The sequence below is a fragment of the Ekhidna sp. genome (assembly GCF_040223195.1).
In the GTDB taxonomy this organism is placed as follows: Bacteria; Bacteroidota; Bacteroidia; order Cytophagales; family Cyclobacteriaceae; genus Ekhidna.
This window is the reverse complement of the sequence record NZ_JAVKDX010000022.1, coordinates 371166-385395: the sequence shown is the minus strand read 5'-3', so window position 1 is coordinate 385395 and position 14230 is coordinate 371166. Positions and strand designations below refer to the sequence as shown.

Annotated in this window: 16 protein-coding genes; 12 read left to right on the top strand and 4 right to left on the bottom strand. The window is 42.7% G+C overall.

Going from position 1 to position 14230, the window contains the following annotated elements:
• Nucleotides 1-9 precede the first annotated feature (9 nt).
• Genes RLN88_RS15395 through RLN88_RS15380 form a run of 4 tightly spaced genes read right to left on the bottom strand, consistent with a single transcriptional unit; the run spans nucleotide 10 to nucleotide 1934 of the window.
• Complete coding sequence (locus tag RLN88_RS15395; RefSeq protein ID WP_350222306.1) at nucleotides 10-417, bottom strand: cytochrome c maturation protein CcmE domain-containing protein; 408 nt, start codon at nucleotides 415-417, stop codon at nucleotides 10-12.
• Nucleotides 414-614 (bottom strand): CcmD family protein, encoded by a 201-nt coding sequence (locus tag RLN88_RS15390; protein ID WP_350222305.1) that lies wholly within the window; start codon nucleotides 612-614, stop codon nucleotides 414-416. Before RLN88_RS15390 ends, RLN88_RS15395 begins: the two co-directional genes overlap by 4 nt.
• The gene (gene ccsA / locus RLN88_RS15385; protein WP_350222514.1) at nucleotides 607-1269 is read right to left on the bottom strand and encodes a cytochrome c biogenesis protein CcsA; all 663 of its coding nucleotides are present in this window, start codon (nucleotides 1267-1269) and stop codon (nucleotides 607-609) included. The genes RLN88_RS15390 and ccsA overlap by 8 nt, the downstream gene beginning before the upstream one ends.
• A gap of 11 nt (nucleotides 1270-1280) precedes the next feature.
• Entirely contained in the window at nucleotides 1281-1934 is a 654-nt protein-coding gene (locus RLN88_RS15380; RefSeq protein WP_350222304.1) for a heme exporter protein CcmB, read from the bottom strand.
• A gap of 133 nt (nucleotides 1935-2067) precedes the next feature.
• Here RLN88_RS15380 and RLN88_RS15375 point away from each other — a divergent pair, with 133 nt between their 5' ends.
• The 12 genes from RLN88_RS15375 (at nucleotide 2068) to RLN88_RS15320 (ending at nucleotide 14230) form a co-directional block, all read left to right on the top strand.
• Nucleotides 2068-3018, top strand: a complete 951-nt coding sequence (locus tag RLN88_RS15375; protein ID WP_350222303.1) for an SDR family oxidoreductase — start codon at nucleotides 2068-2070, stop codon at nucleotides 3016-3018.
• A complete protein-coding gene (gene rfbB / locus RLN88_RS15370) occupies nucleotides 3015-4070 on the top strand; it encodes a dTDP-glucose 4,6-dehydratase (protein WP_350222302.1) in 1056 nt (351 codons plus the stop codon). Before RLN88_RS15375 ends, rfbB begins: the two co-directional genes overlap by 4 nt.
• A 48-nt stretch (nucleotides 4071-4118) precedes the next feature.
• Nucleotides 4119-4982, top strand: a complete 864-nt coding sequence (gene rfbA, locus RLN88_RS15365) for a glucose-1-phosphate thymidylyltransferase RfbA (RefSeq protein WP_350222301.1) — start codon at nucleotides 4119-4121, stop codon at nucleotides 4980-4982.
• On the top strand, nucleotides 4979-5530 hold the full coding sequence (gene rfbC / locus RLN88_RS15360; RefSeq protein ID WP_350222300.1) for a dTDP-4-dehydrorhamnose 3,5-epimerase: 552 nt from the start codon (nucleotides 4979-4981) through the stop codon (nucleotides 5528-5530). Before rfbA ends, rfbC begins: the two co-directional genes overlap by 4 nt.
• Nucleotides 5531-6475, top strand: coding sequence for a UDP-glucuronic acid decarboxylase family protein (locus RLN88_RS15355; RefSeq protein ID WP_350222299.1), 945 nt, complete (start codon nucleotides 5531-5533; stop codon nucleotides 6473-6475). It begins immediately after the preceding gene.
• A gap of 39 nt (nucleotides 6476-6514) precedes the next feature.
• Nucleotides 6515-7768, top strand: coding sequence for a nucleotide sugar dehydrogenase (locus tag RLN88_RS15350; RefSeq protein ID WP_350222298.1), 1254 nt, complete (start codon nucleotides 6515-6517; stop codon nucleotides 7766-7768).
• Nucleotides 7755-8357 (top strand): adenylyl-sulfate kinase, encoded by a 603-nt coding sequence (cysC, locus tag RLN88_RS15345; protein WP_350222297.1) that lies wholly within the window; start codon nucleotides 7755-7757, stop codon nucleotides 8355-8357. Before RLN88_RS15350 ends, cysC begins: the two co-directional genes overlap by 14 nt.
• The gene (gene cysD, locus RLN88_RS15340) at nucleotides 8354-9259 is read left to right on the top strand and encodes a sulfate adenylyltransferase subunit CysD (protein ID WP_350222296.1); all 906 of its coding nucleotides are present in this window, start codon (nucleotides 8354-8356) and stop codon (nucleotides 9257-9259) included. The genes cysC and cysD overlap by 4 nt, the downstream gene beginning before the upstream one ends.
• Before the next feature lie 49 nt (nucleotides 9260-9308).
• Entirely contained in the window at nucleotides 9309-9659 is a 351-nt protein-coding gene (locus RLN88_RS15335) for a four helix bundle protein (RefSeq protein WP_350222295.1), read from the top strand.
• Between the two features lie 80 nt (nucleotides 9660-9739).
• On the top strand, nucleotides 9740-10981 hold the full coding sequence (gene cysN / locus RLN88_RS15330) for a sulfate adenylyltransferase subunit CysN (RefSeq protein WP_350222513.1): 1242 nt from the start codon (nucleotides 9740-9742) through the stop codon (nucleotides 10979-10981).
• Nucleotides 10978-11748 (top strand): 3'(2'),5'-bisphosphate nucleotidase CysQ, encoded by a 771-nt coding sequence (gene cysQ / locus RLN88_RS15325; protein WP_350222294.1) that lies wholly within the window; start codon nucleotides 10978-10980, stop codon nucleotides 11746-11748. Before cysN ends, cysQ begins: the two co-directional genes overlap by 4 nt.
• Before the next feature lies 1 nt (nucleotide 11749).
• Complete coding sequence (locus RLN88_RS15320) at nucleotides 11750-14230, top strand: SLBB domain-containing protein (protein WP_350222293.1); 2481 nt, start codon at nucleotides 11750-11752, stop codon at nucleotides 14228-14230.

The following is a 14230-nucleotide window of genomic DNA, read 5'->3' as shown; positions in this document are numbered from 1 at the left end:
TCTTGAGGATTAGCTGTTAAACTCCGGCTCCTCCTGGTATTTAGAAGGGCATTTTAATAAGATCTTCTCAGCGACGAATTTATCTCCTTGATACGCACCAACGATTACCACCTGCTCTGATCTGGTAAAATCTGTTGGGATAGGTTCCGCAAAGAGCACCTGCTGTCTCATTCCTTTCTCATCCACCATCTCAAATTTGAAGGAAAGTTTATCCGGGCTTTCTTCTATTCCCACCACTTGTCCGGAAGCAGTTTTTGGCAATTCACCAACAACGTGAATGCTCTTCTTAAACCCCTTTTCTGAAAGAACTTTCGCCTCTTCAAAGGTCACATAGGTACTTGCATCACCAGTCATAGAGACGATCATGGTAATGGCTACCGCGATGATGATAATTGCAGCTATGTACTTTTTTTTCATTTTATTTCTTTTTCCAGACGTTTCGATCTCTTATCCAGCTTAAAAAGCATGAAGAAAAAACCAGCGAGGATAACCAAAATAATGGCGATCACCACATAGATTTTTCCCTCACCCCTAAAGTCATCTGCCATTTCAACTTGAGCATGAGCAAGTTGAGTTCCCAGCCCCATCAATATTCCGAAAATATATTTAAGCATCTTCCAGTTTTTGTTTTATCAGTGATAGACGAATCGAAATTGAAGTTATCCAATACCCTAAAAGTGACCATCCTATTACCGCGAAATAAAAGACTTTCCTCAGGTTGCTATCCAGATCGTAAGCATTGAATCCGGGATTTCCACCATTTCCAGGGTGCAGGCTGTCAGACATTCTTGGCAGGATGAATAATAGCGGCACCATCAGAAAGAAAGCAAAAATGTTGAACACAGCAGAGATTCGATTGCGCTGCTGTTCGTCCTGAATAGAGCCCCTCAGAACAAAGTATGCCAGGTAGATCAGCAATGAAATAGCCGAAGCATTTTGCTTGGGGTCGTTGCTCCATGGCTCCCCCCAGGTATAATTGGCCCAAACCATACCAGTCAAGATCCCCAATACGCCAAAAGCGATACCCATATTGGCCAATTGAAAACTGTAGGTATCGAAAGTGTTGTCATTCGTGCGCAAATATTTGATGGCGTAGACCACTGATCCCAGAAAGAGAAGAATCATCCCAAACCACATGGGCACATGGAAATGGAGTACACGAATGGTTTCGTTGAGGATAGGAAGCTCGGGTACTGGGAGTAGTAATCCCGCCACCACCGTATAGGCCAAAAGTGCCACACATAACCATTTCCACCAATCAGTTTTCAGTAAATAACCCATTACGATTTCCAGGTAAAAGGGAACAAAACGAATGTGAGCGCAATGATAATCACATCGACGGATAAGAGGGTGATAATATTACCTTGAATCTGCATAAGAAGGTAGCCATCCAGTATTTTGAAGCTATTGCTAATCGCTAAGATCAACACCGGAATGATCACCGGAAACCCCAGAATGGCCATCATGATGGATCTGTTACTTGTGCGAAAGGCAATGGACGAGACCATGGTAAACGCTGAGCTTAACCCAAGACATCCAAGTACCAAATTCAATATAAATGCTGAATAATTGAGTAGCGGGTTTCCCATCAAAATGGCATAGATCACAAGGGAAATAATAGCGATGCAGAAGAGATAAACAAACGAATAAATGAGCTTTGCCAGAATGATCTCCGAAGGCTTACACAGAAAAAAATAATAGTGAGACCTCCTTTCCTCCTGGATGAAAGATTTTGAAATGGCATTGATGGAAGTAAAGAGAAGAATGATCCAAAAGAGCGCATTCCAAACCTCCACAGACACAAACCCTTTGAAAGCCATATAAGTGGCAAATATGGTGGAGGCCAGATATAGCAGAATTCCTGAGATTGGATTTTGCTGCCTCCAGTCCACAATCAGGTCTTTTTGTATCAATTGGATGATCCGCTGCACCATGCAAAGGTAGTCTCAAAACGGCTGCTCACCTTGCTATCGATTTTCAAAACCTTTAGCATTGCATAAATTTTATCTGAAAGGCAGAAATGGTCAGTTTAGACACTTTGTTTTGACTATTTTGAAATCAAATTGAATGAAGAAAGTACTTGTCACAGGCGGAGCTGGTTTTATTGGCTCCAATTTGGTAGAGGCGCTCCTGGCAAGTAACTATCAGGTAGTTTGCCTGGACAACCTATCCACCGGATCGCTAAAAAACATCGAAGAATTTCAGGGGAATAAGCACTTTGAATTTGTGGAAGGTGACATTCTTGATTATAAGCTTTTATCAAGGCTTTCAGAAGGGGTGTTCGCAGTTTCGCATCAGGCAGCATTAGGTTCTGTTCCTAGATCTATCAAAGACCCGCTCACCACGAATAAGGTAAATATCGAAGGAACGCTCAACGTCTTCAAGGCTTGCGTAGATAATAAAGTAGAGCGTGTGGTCTATGCAGCTTCATCTTCTAGCTATGGAGATTCTCCAGATTTGCCAAAGAAGGAAGATAAAATAGGTCGCCCATTATCACCTTATGCAGTGACTAAACTGGTAAATGAAGTGTACGCAGAGGTATTTCATCGGGTTTATGGTCTCAATACCATTGGCCTGCGATACTTTAACGTTTTTGGACCAAAGCAGGACCCCAACGGGCCATATGCAGCTGTGATCCCCTTGTTTATAAATAGTATCCTGAAGGATGAGAGACCTGCGATAAATGGTGACGGAAGCCATAGCAGGGACTTTACTTATGTGAATAATGCGGTTGAGGCGAATATCAAAGCGCTAGAAAGCTCACAGGAGAACTACAATAGCGTATATAATATTGCCTATGGCCAAAGCACCACGCTCAATGAATTGGTGGGATATATCAATGAAAGTGTAGGGAAGAACTTGGTTCCAATTTATAGAGAGGAGCGAGCGGGGGATATCGAGCACAGCTTGGCTGATATTTCTAAAGCGAAGGAGCACTTGAACTATGATCCGAAATATTCTATCAAAGAAGGATTAAAATTGACAGTAGATTGGCACAGCAACCAGCGCAAACTATGACAGAAAAAGAAACGATACTAATAACCGGTGGAGCTGGGTTCATAGGATCTCATGTGGTAAGGAGGTTTGTAAAATCTGAGAAGTACATCATCGTCAATCTAGACAAACTCACCTATGCCGGGAATCTGGAAAACCTACGAGACATTGAGGATAATCCCAATTATAAATTTGTAAAGGGTGATATATGTGATTTTGCTTTTATTAAAGAGCTGTTTTCGAAATATGATTTTAAGGGCGTAATTCATCTCGCCGCAGAATCACATGTGGATCGATCCATCTCCAATCCGATGGAATTCATACAGACCAATGTGGTGGGCACAGTTGGTTTACTAAATGCAGCCAAAGATTCCTGGGCAAATATAGGAGACCGACGTTTTTATCATGTCTCCACCGATGAGGTTTACGGTTCGCTAGGGGAAACTGGTTTTTTCACTGAAACCACCCCCTATGACCCCCAATCTCCCTATTCCGCTTCAAAGGCGTCTTCTGATCACTTTGTAAGAGCATATGGAAATACCTACGGACTGCCTTTCGTCATCTCCAATTGCTCCAACAATTACGGCCCCAATCATTTCCCTGAGAAGCTTATTCCTTTGATGATACACAACATTAAAAATGGAAAACCACTACCTGTGTATGGAAAAGGGGAAAACGTGAGGGATTGGCTCTATGTGGAAGATCATGCACGTGCCATTGAGTTGATTTTTGAAAAAGGCAAGAATGGCGATACCTATAATATCGGAGGGTTCAATGAATGGAAAAACATTGATCTGGTCCACCTTCTCTGCGATGTGATGGATGATAAGTTGGGAAATAGCCAGGGGACATCCAGAAAGCTGATCACCTATGTAAAAGATCGGGCTGGTCATGATTTGAGGTATGCCATTGATGCCACCAAGCTACAGCAAGAGCTTGGGTGGGAGCCATCTTTGCAATTCAAAGAAGGGCTTGAAAAAACGATAGATTGGTATCTTGCCAATGAGAAGTGGCTTCAGGATGTTACTTCGGGAGACTATTTAAAGTATTATGATGAGCACTACGCAAATAGATAGTCCCCTCCTTGGAGGGGTTGGGGTGGGTTTAATTAAATCGACTTTTATATGAAAGGAATAATATTGGCAGGGGGCTCTGGCACAAGGCTACATCCACTTACTTATGCCGTAAGTAAGCAGATCTTACCGGTCTACGACAAACCGATGATTTACTACCCTCTCTCTACCTTGATGCTCTCCGGGATCAACGAAATATTAATCATCAGCACACCACGAGATCTGCCTGTTTTTAAAAGCCTGCTGGGGGATGGCTCATCATTGGGCTGTTCTTTTTCCTATGTAGTTCAGGATGAGCCCAGAGGCCTGGCTGAGGCATTCATTATCGGGGCTGATTTCATCGGAAATGATAGTGTTGCACTTATCCTAGGGGATAATATTTTTTATGCATCCGGGCTTTCAAAGAAGCTTCAGGCTTGCATCGATCCGGATGGCGGGATTGTATTCGCTTATCACGTAAATGATCCTGAAAGATATGGAGTAGTAGAGTTCGACGAGAAACAAAGAGCCATTTCCATTGAAGAAAAACCTAAAAACCCCAAATCAAGCTACGCAGTACCAGGTCTCTATTATTATGACAACAATGTGGTTGAAATAGCCAGAAACGTCAAGCCAAGCCCCAGAGGGGAGTTGGAGATAACAGATATCAACAACGATTATTTAAAAGCCGGAAAGTTAAATGTCCAGGTTTTCGACAGAGGTACCGCCTGGCTGGATACGGGTACTTTTGCTTCATTGATCCAGGCAGGGAATTTTGTACATGTCATAGAAGAAAGGCAGGGACTCAAAGTTGGTTGTATTGAAGAGGTTGCCTATAAAATGAATTTTATCTCCCGAGATCAGCTTGAAGACCTGGCCAGACCATTAGAAAAAAGTGGATACGGAACTTACTTGTTAAAAGTGCTGAAGAAATGAAAGCAGAGAAAACCAATCTTAAAGATTGCTGGATCCTGGAACCAGATGTATTTGAAGATGAGCGGGGATTTTTTTATGAAGGCTTCAATATTGCAAAATTTAAACAGGCTACTGGATTTGATTTTGAAGTAAAACAGATCAATCAATCTCGCTCCGCCAAGGGTGTTTTAAGAGGCCTTCACTTTCAAAAAGGTGAAAAATCTCAGGCAAAATTAATTTCCTGCCTGGAGGGAGAAGTTCTTGATGTAGCAGTTGACCTTCGAAAAAACTCACCTACCTACAGTGAATATTCTTTAGTTCGTTTGTCAGCTCACAATAAGAAGCACTTTTATATCCCCAAAGGAATGGCACATGGTTTTCTGGTTTTAACTGATCATGCAAAGCTTATGTATCAGGTGGACGAGCTGTATTCCAAGGAGCACGATACCGGAATCATTTTTAATGATCCAGATATCAATGTTAGCTGGGGAATACCTCAGGATCAAATTATTTTATCTGAAAAGGATAAAAACCTACCTACCTTAAAGGAATCAAAACTGGATTTTTAAATGTCAAAGGAAAAAGTTTTAATTACCGGTGGAGCCGGCTTTCTGGGGTCTCATTTGTGTGACAGGTTTATAAAAGAAGGCTATCATGTCATTGCCATGGATAATCTCTTGACTGGCGACATGGAAAACATCGAACACCTGATGGGCCACCCTGATTTTGAGTTCCAGCATCATGATGTCTCAAAGTATGTGCATGTGCCTGGAAAATTGAAGTACATTTTACACTTTGCGTCACCCGCTAGCCCTATAGACTATTTGAAAATGCCGATCCAGACAATGAAGGTTGGTTCATTGGGCACGCTAAATTGTTTGGGATTGGCCAAAGATAAGGGGGCAAGAATGCTCATCGCTTCTACTTCAGAGGTTTACGGTGATCCTTTGGTACATCCTCAAAGTGAGGAATATTGGGGGAATGTAAATCCGGTGGGACCAAGAGGAGTTTATGATGAAGCAAAGAGGTTTCAGGAGGCACTCACTATGGCTTATCACACCTTTCATGGCCTGGAAACCCGGATTGTCAGAATTTTCAACACATTTGGTCCCCGCATGAGACTTGATGATGGTCGTGTGCTGCCGGCTTTCGTGTCGCAAGCATTGCGTGGTGAGGACCTGACGGCTTTTGGAGATGGATCACAAACAAGATCCTTTACGTATGTCGATGATTTAGTTGAGGGCATTTACCGATTACTAAAAAGCGATTACGCCCAGCCCGTCAACATTGGAAATCCTGAGGAGATTACCATTAATGAATTTGGAGAGGAGATCATTCGCCTTACCGGAAGCAAATCAAAGATCATCTACAAGGACTTGCCAAAGGATGACCCTAAGCAACGCAAGCCTGATATTACCTTAGCCAAGAAAATACTGAAGTGGGAGCCACAGTACACAAGGGTAGAGGGCCTCAAGCCAACCTTAGAATATTTCAAAAAGAAGGTCTTAGCCTAGTTTTTTGTTCTATTTTTGCGCCCTAATTCGATTTTTTCAGTGAATTATAATGTTGGCGTCATAGGACTGGGATATGTAGGACTCCCCTTAGCGGTGGAAAGCGGGAAGCTGTACCCCACTGTTGGGTTTGATATCGACACGAACAGAATAAAGGAGCTTGAGTCCGGGCATGACAGGACACTCGAAGTTAATCCTGAGGAACTGAAGCAAGCGCGAAACCTCTCATTTACCTCCAAAACCGGAGAATTAGAAGATTGCAACTTCTACATCGTTACAGTGCCCACACCTGTGGATGGCAATAAGAATCCTGACCTCACACCTCTTATCAAGGCTTCACAAACAGTGTCTTCGTTATTGAAAGTTGGTGACATTGTCGTATATGAATCCACCGTGTTTCCCGGCTGTACTGAAGAAGTATGTGTGCCAATTTTAGAAGAAGGAAGCAATCTGAAGTTCAATGAAGATTTCTTCTGCGGATATTCACCAGAGAGAATAAACCCGGGAGACAAAGATCATAGGATCACCAATATTCTGAAGGTAACAAGTGGGAGCAACAATGAAGCTGCCATAAGAATTGATCGATTCTACAAATCCTTCATCACCGCAGGCACCCACATGGCCTCTTCCATAAAGGTGGCTGAAGCGGCTAAAGTGATAGAGAATTCTCAACGAGACATAAATATTGCCTTCGTCAACGAACTGTCGTTGATTTTTGATAAGCTGGGCATTGATACCTCAGAAGTATTGGAGGCAGCTGGCACCAAGTGGAATTTTTTACCTTTTCGCCCTGGCCTGGTTGGCGGGCATTGCATAGGGGTAGATCCATACTATCTTACTCAAAAGGCCGAATCGGTGGGATACCATCCTCAGGTGATCCTTTCAGGAAGGAAGATCAATGATCAGATGGGGCAATATGTGGCTCAGAGGGTTATTAAACTGCTGGGTCAAAAAAAGAGGTTGGATTCAAATTGTAAGGCTTTGATTATGGGCTTTACATTCAAGGAAAACTGCCCGGATACCAGAAACACCAGGGTTATTGACATATATGAAGAGTTGAAAACATATGGAATTGAGGTAGATGTCTATGACCCACAGGCAGATTCAATTCAGGTGCGACATGAGTATGGGTTAAGTTTGATTGACAACCTGGATGAAAATTATGATGCAATAATTCTTGCCGTGTCTCATGCTGAATTTTTGAAGCTAGATTGGGAGAAACTGAGAAATACCTGTTCCGTGATTTTTGATGTAAAAAGTATTCTACCGAGAGAAATTGTAGATGGAAGACTATAAGGAAAATATTATACCGCATGCTCATGTGATCAGCAGATCTGACCGTGAAGCAAAGTCCGGGCAGAAGGCCAAGGTGCTGTGGTTTACAGGTCTTTCCGGCTCAGGTAAATCTACCCTGGCAGGGTCGCTGGAAACCTACCTTCACAACAAAGGATTCAATACGTACATTTTGGATGGTGACAATATCAGGTCTGGATTAAACAATGATCTGGATTTCTCAGAAGAAAGCAGAAAAGAGAATATCAGGAGGATATCGGAGGTTTCCAAACTATTCGTGGATGCGGGTGTCATTGTGCTGACGGCTTTTATCTCGCCTTTCAGATCTGATCGTCAGTCGGCACGGGATTTGGTGGGTTCCGATGATTTTGTAGAAATCCACGTGGATTGTCCGCTTGAAGTATGTGAGGAAAGAGATGTGAAAGGACTATATAAGAAAGCCAGAGAGGGAAAAATCAAACATTTCACCGGAATTGATTCCCCTTTTGAGGAACCTGAAAAGCCGGATATAAAAGTTAATACAGCATTGAATTCTCTGGATGAGTGCCTCAAAGAACTAATTGAAAAAATAGAACCGAAAATACGATTATGAACAAGTACAATCTGACTCACCTAAAAGAGTTAGAAGCTGAATCCATTTACATACTGCGTGAAGTGGCAGCTCAATTTCAAAATCCTGCAATCCTTTTTTCCGGAGGAAAGGACTCCATATGCGTCACGCATTTGGCAAGAAAGGCTTTCCACCCGGCAAAAATCCCTTTCCCATTAGTACACATTGATACCGGTCATAACTTTCCTGAAACAATGGAATTTCGGGACAATCTTGTAAAAGAATTGGGGGCGAAACTTATTGTGGGCTCAGTTCAGAAGTCAATCGATGATGGAAGAGCTGCGGAAGAGAAGGGTAAGAATGCTAGCAGGAATGCCATTCAGACTGTCACTCTGTTGGATACAATAGAAGAGCATGGTTTTGATGCCTGCATAGGAGGAGCAAGAAGGGACGAAGAAAAAGCCAGAGCCAAGGAAAGATTTTTCTCGCACAGGGATGAGTTCGGCCAGTGGGATCCAAAAAATCAGCGTCCCGAACTTTGGAATATCTTCAATGGCAAGTACCAATTCGGTGAACACTTCAGAGTATTCCCGCTTAGCAACTGGACTGAGATGGACGTATGGCAATACATTATGGCGGAGAATATAGCCATTCCATCATTGTATTTTGCACATCAGCGGGATGTGATTTGGAGAAATAACACCTGGTTACCTGTCTCGGATTTTATTCAATTGGATGGCTCAGAAGAAGTGGTTAATAAAAAACTTCGCTTTAGAACGCTTGGGGACATTACAATCACCGGAGGTGTGGAATCTGATGCTGACAAACTTGAGAAAATTGTGGAGGAAGTAGCTGCCGCTAGGCATACCGAGCGAGGCAATAGAGCGGATGATAAACGCTCAGAAACAGCTATGGAGGATAGAAAGAAAGAGGGATATTTTTAGTGGCTTTAGCTATTGGCAATTGGCCTTTATCCATCAATACAAAATGATTATGAGGGACTTTACAAAATATGGGGTTTGGAAAGACGGGATAGACTTAGCTGTTAAAACTTATGAGATAACAAGCAATTTTCCATCAGAAGAAAAATATGGGCTTATCAATCAGATGAGAAGGGCTGCTGTATCCATGCCCTCTAATTTTGCTGAAGGATGTAGTCGATCGACAGAAAAGGACTTCAAAAGATTCATTGAAATTTCCATTGGTTCTGGGTTTGAACTGAAAACACAAACGATTATTGCATCAAAGCTCAAATTTGTAGACTTAGAACAATCGGAAAGTTTCATCTCAGATCTTGACAAACTGTCTAAACAATTGAATACACTTAGAAATAAACTAAAATGAGTAATAACCAACAGCCAACAGCCAATAGCCAACAGCCAATAGCTACTAGCCAACGGCCAATAGCCAATGGCTACTTAGATATGGAATTACTTCGCTTCTCTACAGCAGGCAGTGTGGATGACGGGAAGAGTACCCTGATTGGTCGATTGCTTTTTGACTCAAAATCGATCTTTGAAGATCAGTTGGATCAGGTGAGGCTCACGAGCCAGCGACGGGGAGCAGCGGAAGTAGACCTGGCCCTTTTGACAGACGGGTTGAAAGATGAGCGTGAGCAAGGGATCACTATCGATGTAGCATACCGATACTTCGCTACACCCAAAAGAAAATTCATCATTGCCGATACGCCTGGGCATATCCAGTATACCAGAAACATGGTGACAGGAGCCTCAACTGCGAATGTGGCCCTTATCCTAATTGATGCAAGAAACGGTGTAGTAGAGCAGACATGCCGCCACTCAATCATTGCCTCCCTACTTCAAATTCCCCATCTGATTGTGTGTGTGAATAAGATGGATTTGGTGGATTACAGCGAGGAGAGATTTAATCAAATCAAAGACGATTTTGAAGACTTTGCATCTAAGCTCGACGTAAAGGATGTCAGGTTTATCCCTATTAGTGCGCTAAAAGGAGACAATGTGGTGAATAGAAGCGAGAGCATGAAATGGTATGAAGGCTCAACACTTCTATATACACTTGAAAATATCCATATTGGCAGTGATCATAATCATATTGATTGCAGGTTCCCGGTTCAGACCGTAATCAGACCTCAAACAGATGAGTATCACGATTACAGGGGGTATGCCGGAAGAATTGCAGGAGGAATTTTTAAACCCGGTGACGAGGTGAGCGTCCTTCCATCAGGATTTAGCTCAAAAATCAAATCCATAGACACTTATGATGGTCCTGTGGAGGAAGCTTTTGCCCCAATGTCCGTGACTATCACGTTAGAGGACGACATTGATATTAGCAGAGGGGACATGATTGTAAGAACAAATAATCAGCCAGAGCAAAGGCAGGATATCGATGTGATGCTTTGCTGGCTAAACAACAAAGGCCCACAGCCCCGTACTAAATACACCATTCGCCACACCACTGCAGAAGCAAAGGCAATGATCAAGGATATCCGATACAAGCTGGATATCAATACACTTCATAGAAATGAAGAAGACAAGAGTATCACGGCTAATGACATCTGCAGAGCGCAGATCCGTACCACAAGACCACTTCTTGTAGATCCGTACAGAAAAAATCGAAATACAGGAAGTATCATCCTGGTGGATGAAGGAACCAATGAAACGGTAGCTGCCGGCATGATTATATGAGTTTAGATCTAAAGCAACTATTACGAGTAGCAAAAAAGGCAGCATTGGCTGCCGGGGTTGAGATTTTGACAATTTATGAATCTGGCGATTTTTCCATTGAGGCGAAATCAGATGATTCCCCGCTAACACTTGCAGATAAAGCAGCTCACAGGAAGATCGTTTCATTTTTGGAAGAAACTGGTATGCCAATCCTAAGTGAGGAGGGACGTGATATCCCCTTTGAAGAAAGGTCGGAGTGGGAATATTTCTGGATGGTAGATCCGCTGGATGGCACCAAGGAATTCATCAAAAGGAATGGCGAGTTTACAGTCAATATTGCCTTAATCCATAAAGGGAAGTCTATACTAGGAGTAGTGTACCCACCAGTTATCGGAGAAATGTACTGGGCACTTGATGGCCAGGGGTCATTTAGGGAAAGAAACGGTGAGGTAGCTCAGATAAATACAACCAAAAAGTCTTTGAATGAGTCAGGCTTGAAGGTCGTAGCTTCAAGGTCACACATGAGTGCAGAGACGGAAGGTTATATTGCTAAATTTGAAAATCCTGAAATTGTCTCAAAGGGGAGTTCATTGAAATTTCTTTTGGTCGCATCAGGAGAGGCAGACGTTTATCCCCGCTTTGGCCCTACCATGGAATGGGATACCGCAGCTGCTCATGTAATTGTAACTGAGGCAGGAGGCAGGGTGGTATTGGATGATGAGACTACCCCGCTCGAATACAATAAAGAAAATTTACTTAATCCATACTTCTTAGTTTTGCCGTCATAGTATGAAAAAGATTTCAATTTTATTCTCTTTAACGCTGGTCATTGCTTTCTTGAATCCGGTCTTTTCGCAGGATTTTTCAAGTATTGATCTGAAAACGATCAATATTGATAACCTGACAGATGAGCAAATTCAAAAATTTGTTGAGAGAGCCCAGGCTTCCGGGATGACCCAATCTCAATTAGAAGAACTTGCTCGCCAGAGGGGAATGTCCGAGGTTGAAATTTCAAAGCTGAGAACGAGAATCTATAGCCTCAATCCCGAACTTGCAGAAATGCAATCCAGTCAGGGAGGAACCACATCCTCTATTAGCCGACTTAGGGAAGACCCTGTTGAGCCAGATCCATTTGAAGAAAGGGGGAACGTTTTTGAGATTGAAACCGGGCTTCCAATTTTTGCCCTGGATTTTTTTCAAAGGCAAACAGAGGAAGTCACTTTTTCATCCCCATTGAATATTCCGACACCAGCAAACTATTTACTAGGGGCAGGAGATGAAATTATCATTGATGTATATGGAGCATCTGAAATCTCGTATCAAAATGAGATTTCTCCAGACGGTCAAATCATTATCTCAGGTGTTGGGCCGATTAAGCTTGCAGGATTGGAGGTGGATGCTGCCAGAAGTAAAATTTTCAATAGGCTATCTTCCATTTATTCAGGACTAAAGGGGAGCAATCCAAATACATTTCTGCAAGTTACGGTTGGAAACATTCGAACAATTAGCGTGAATGTTATTGGTCAGGTGGTTCAGCCAGGCACGTATACACTAAGCTCCTTTTCTAGTGCTTTTAATGCAATATATGCGGCAGGAGGCCCTACCATGAAGGGATCACTCAGGAGCATCAGAGTGATTAGAAATGCGGAGGAAATTGCTACGCTTGATGTCTATAAATACCTCTTCACTCCGGAAAAGGTTGAAAATATTGTCTTGCAGGATGGAGATAACATCATTGTCGATTCATACCTGAATAGAGTAAGCCTTACTGGTGCAGTAAAGCAGCAGGCAAAATTTGAAATGTTGGAAGAGGAAACTTTAGCCGACCTATTCAAATACTCGGGTGGATTTGCTGAAGATGCATTTAGTGAGAATGTTGTGATCGAAAGATCAACTTCAAAGATGAAGTCGATTCTGTCTGTTACCAAAGAGGAGTTCGCCTCAGTCAAGCTGCAAATGGGGGATTCTATCAATATAGGCAGAGTAATTGACAGATTCGAAAACCGTGTAAGCATTAATGGCGCAGTATTTAGGCCAGGGGATTATCAGTTGGAGGAAGGCATGATGCTTTCAGATTTAATTGCCGTGGCTGAAGGCTTAAGGGAAGATGCATTTTTAGGGCGGGGAAGCATCTTTCGTCTTAATAGCGATCTCTCGCTCAAAAACATCTCCTTTAGTGTTCAGGATATTCAATCTGGAAGTGCTGACGTGGTTTTGCAGCGAGATGATCAAATTGTCATTCAGTCAATTTTTGATTTGAGAGCAGCGCTAAATGTGCAGATTAAAGGAGAGATAAGAAAGCCGGGCATCTACCAGTATCTTGACGGAATGACCGTTGAAGACTTGATCACACGATCCGGAGGGTTCAAAGAATCCGCCAACAAGTCAGTAGTAGAGGTAGCCAGGCAGTTAAGTTCGGAGAGTGGCGAGATTGATAGGACTGCCAGGATTTTCACATTCGAAATTGACGAAAGTTTGAAGATTTCAGATTCCGCATCTTCTTTCGAATTGCAACCTTTTGATGTGATCTTGATTAAGAGATCATCCTATTATCAAACCCAAAAACTTGTGAAGATCGAAGGAGAGGTATTGTATCCGGGGTTCTACGCATTGGAAACACGGGAGGATAAAATTTCCGATTTAATTGAGAGGGCCGGGGGATTGACCGAATTTGCTTATGCTGAGGGTGCTACGATTTTGAGAAGAAATGAATATTTTGAAGATACTGCTTCCATTGATGAAGTGAGTGGAGAGCTCGAAGCGGAGCTTTATCGATCTAATAGACTGCAAGAACTCCAGCGAAGGGATGCAGATTCGGAGATTGGAAAGCGAGGCGATAAAGAGAGTATAGGAATAAACCTAAAGGGGTCGATTGAAGGCCCAGGTTCAAAATTCGATTTAATCCTAAAAGACGGTGATATTTTAAGTGTGCCCAAGCGGCTTCAGACAGTGCGGGTGAGGGGCAATGTCCTTTACCCCAACACGATAAGGTATGAGCAAGGCATGAGCGCAAAGCGTGCGATATCCAGTTCAGGAGGATTTACCGATGATGCACGTCCGGGTAAGACCTATGTCATTTATGCAAATGGCTCTGCGGAGAGGACGAAGAAATTCTTATGGTTCAAAAACTATCCGAATCTGGAACCTGGTGCCGAGGTGATTGTACCGCAGAGAGTTCGAGAGCGAGAGCCATTGAATGCACAGCAAATCATAGGATTGACATCCTCATTGGCTACTTTAGTTTTGGTTATTACTCAAATAAATAGGTGA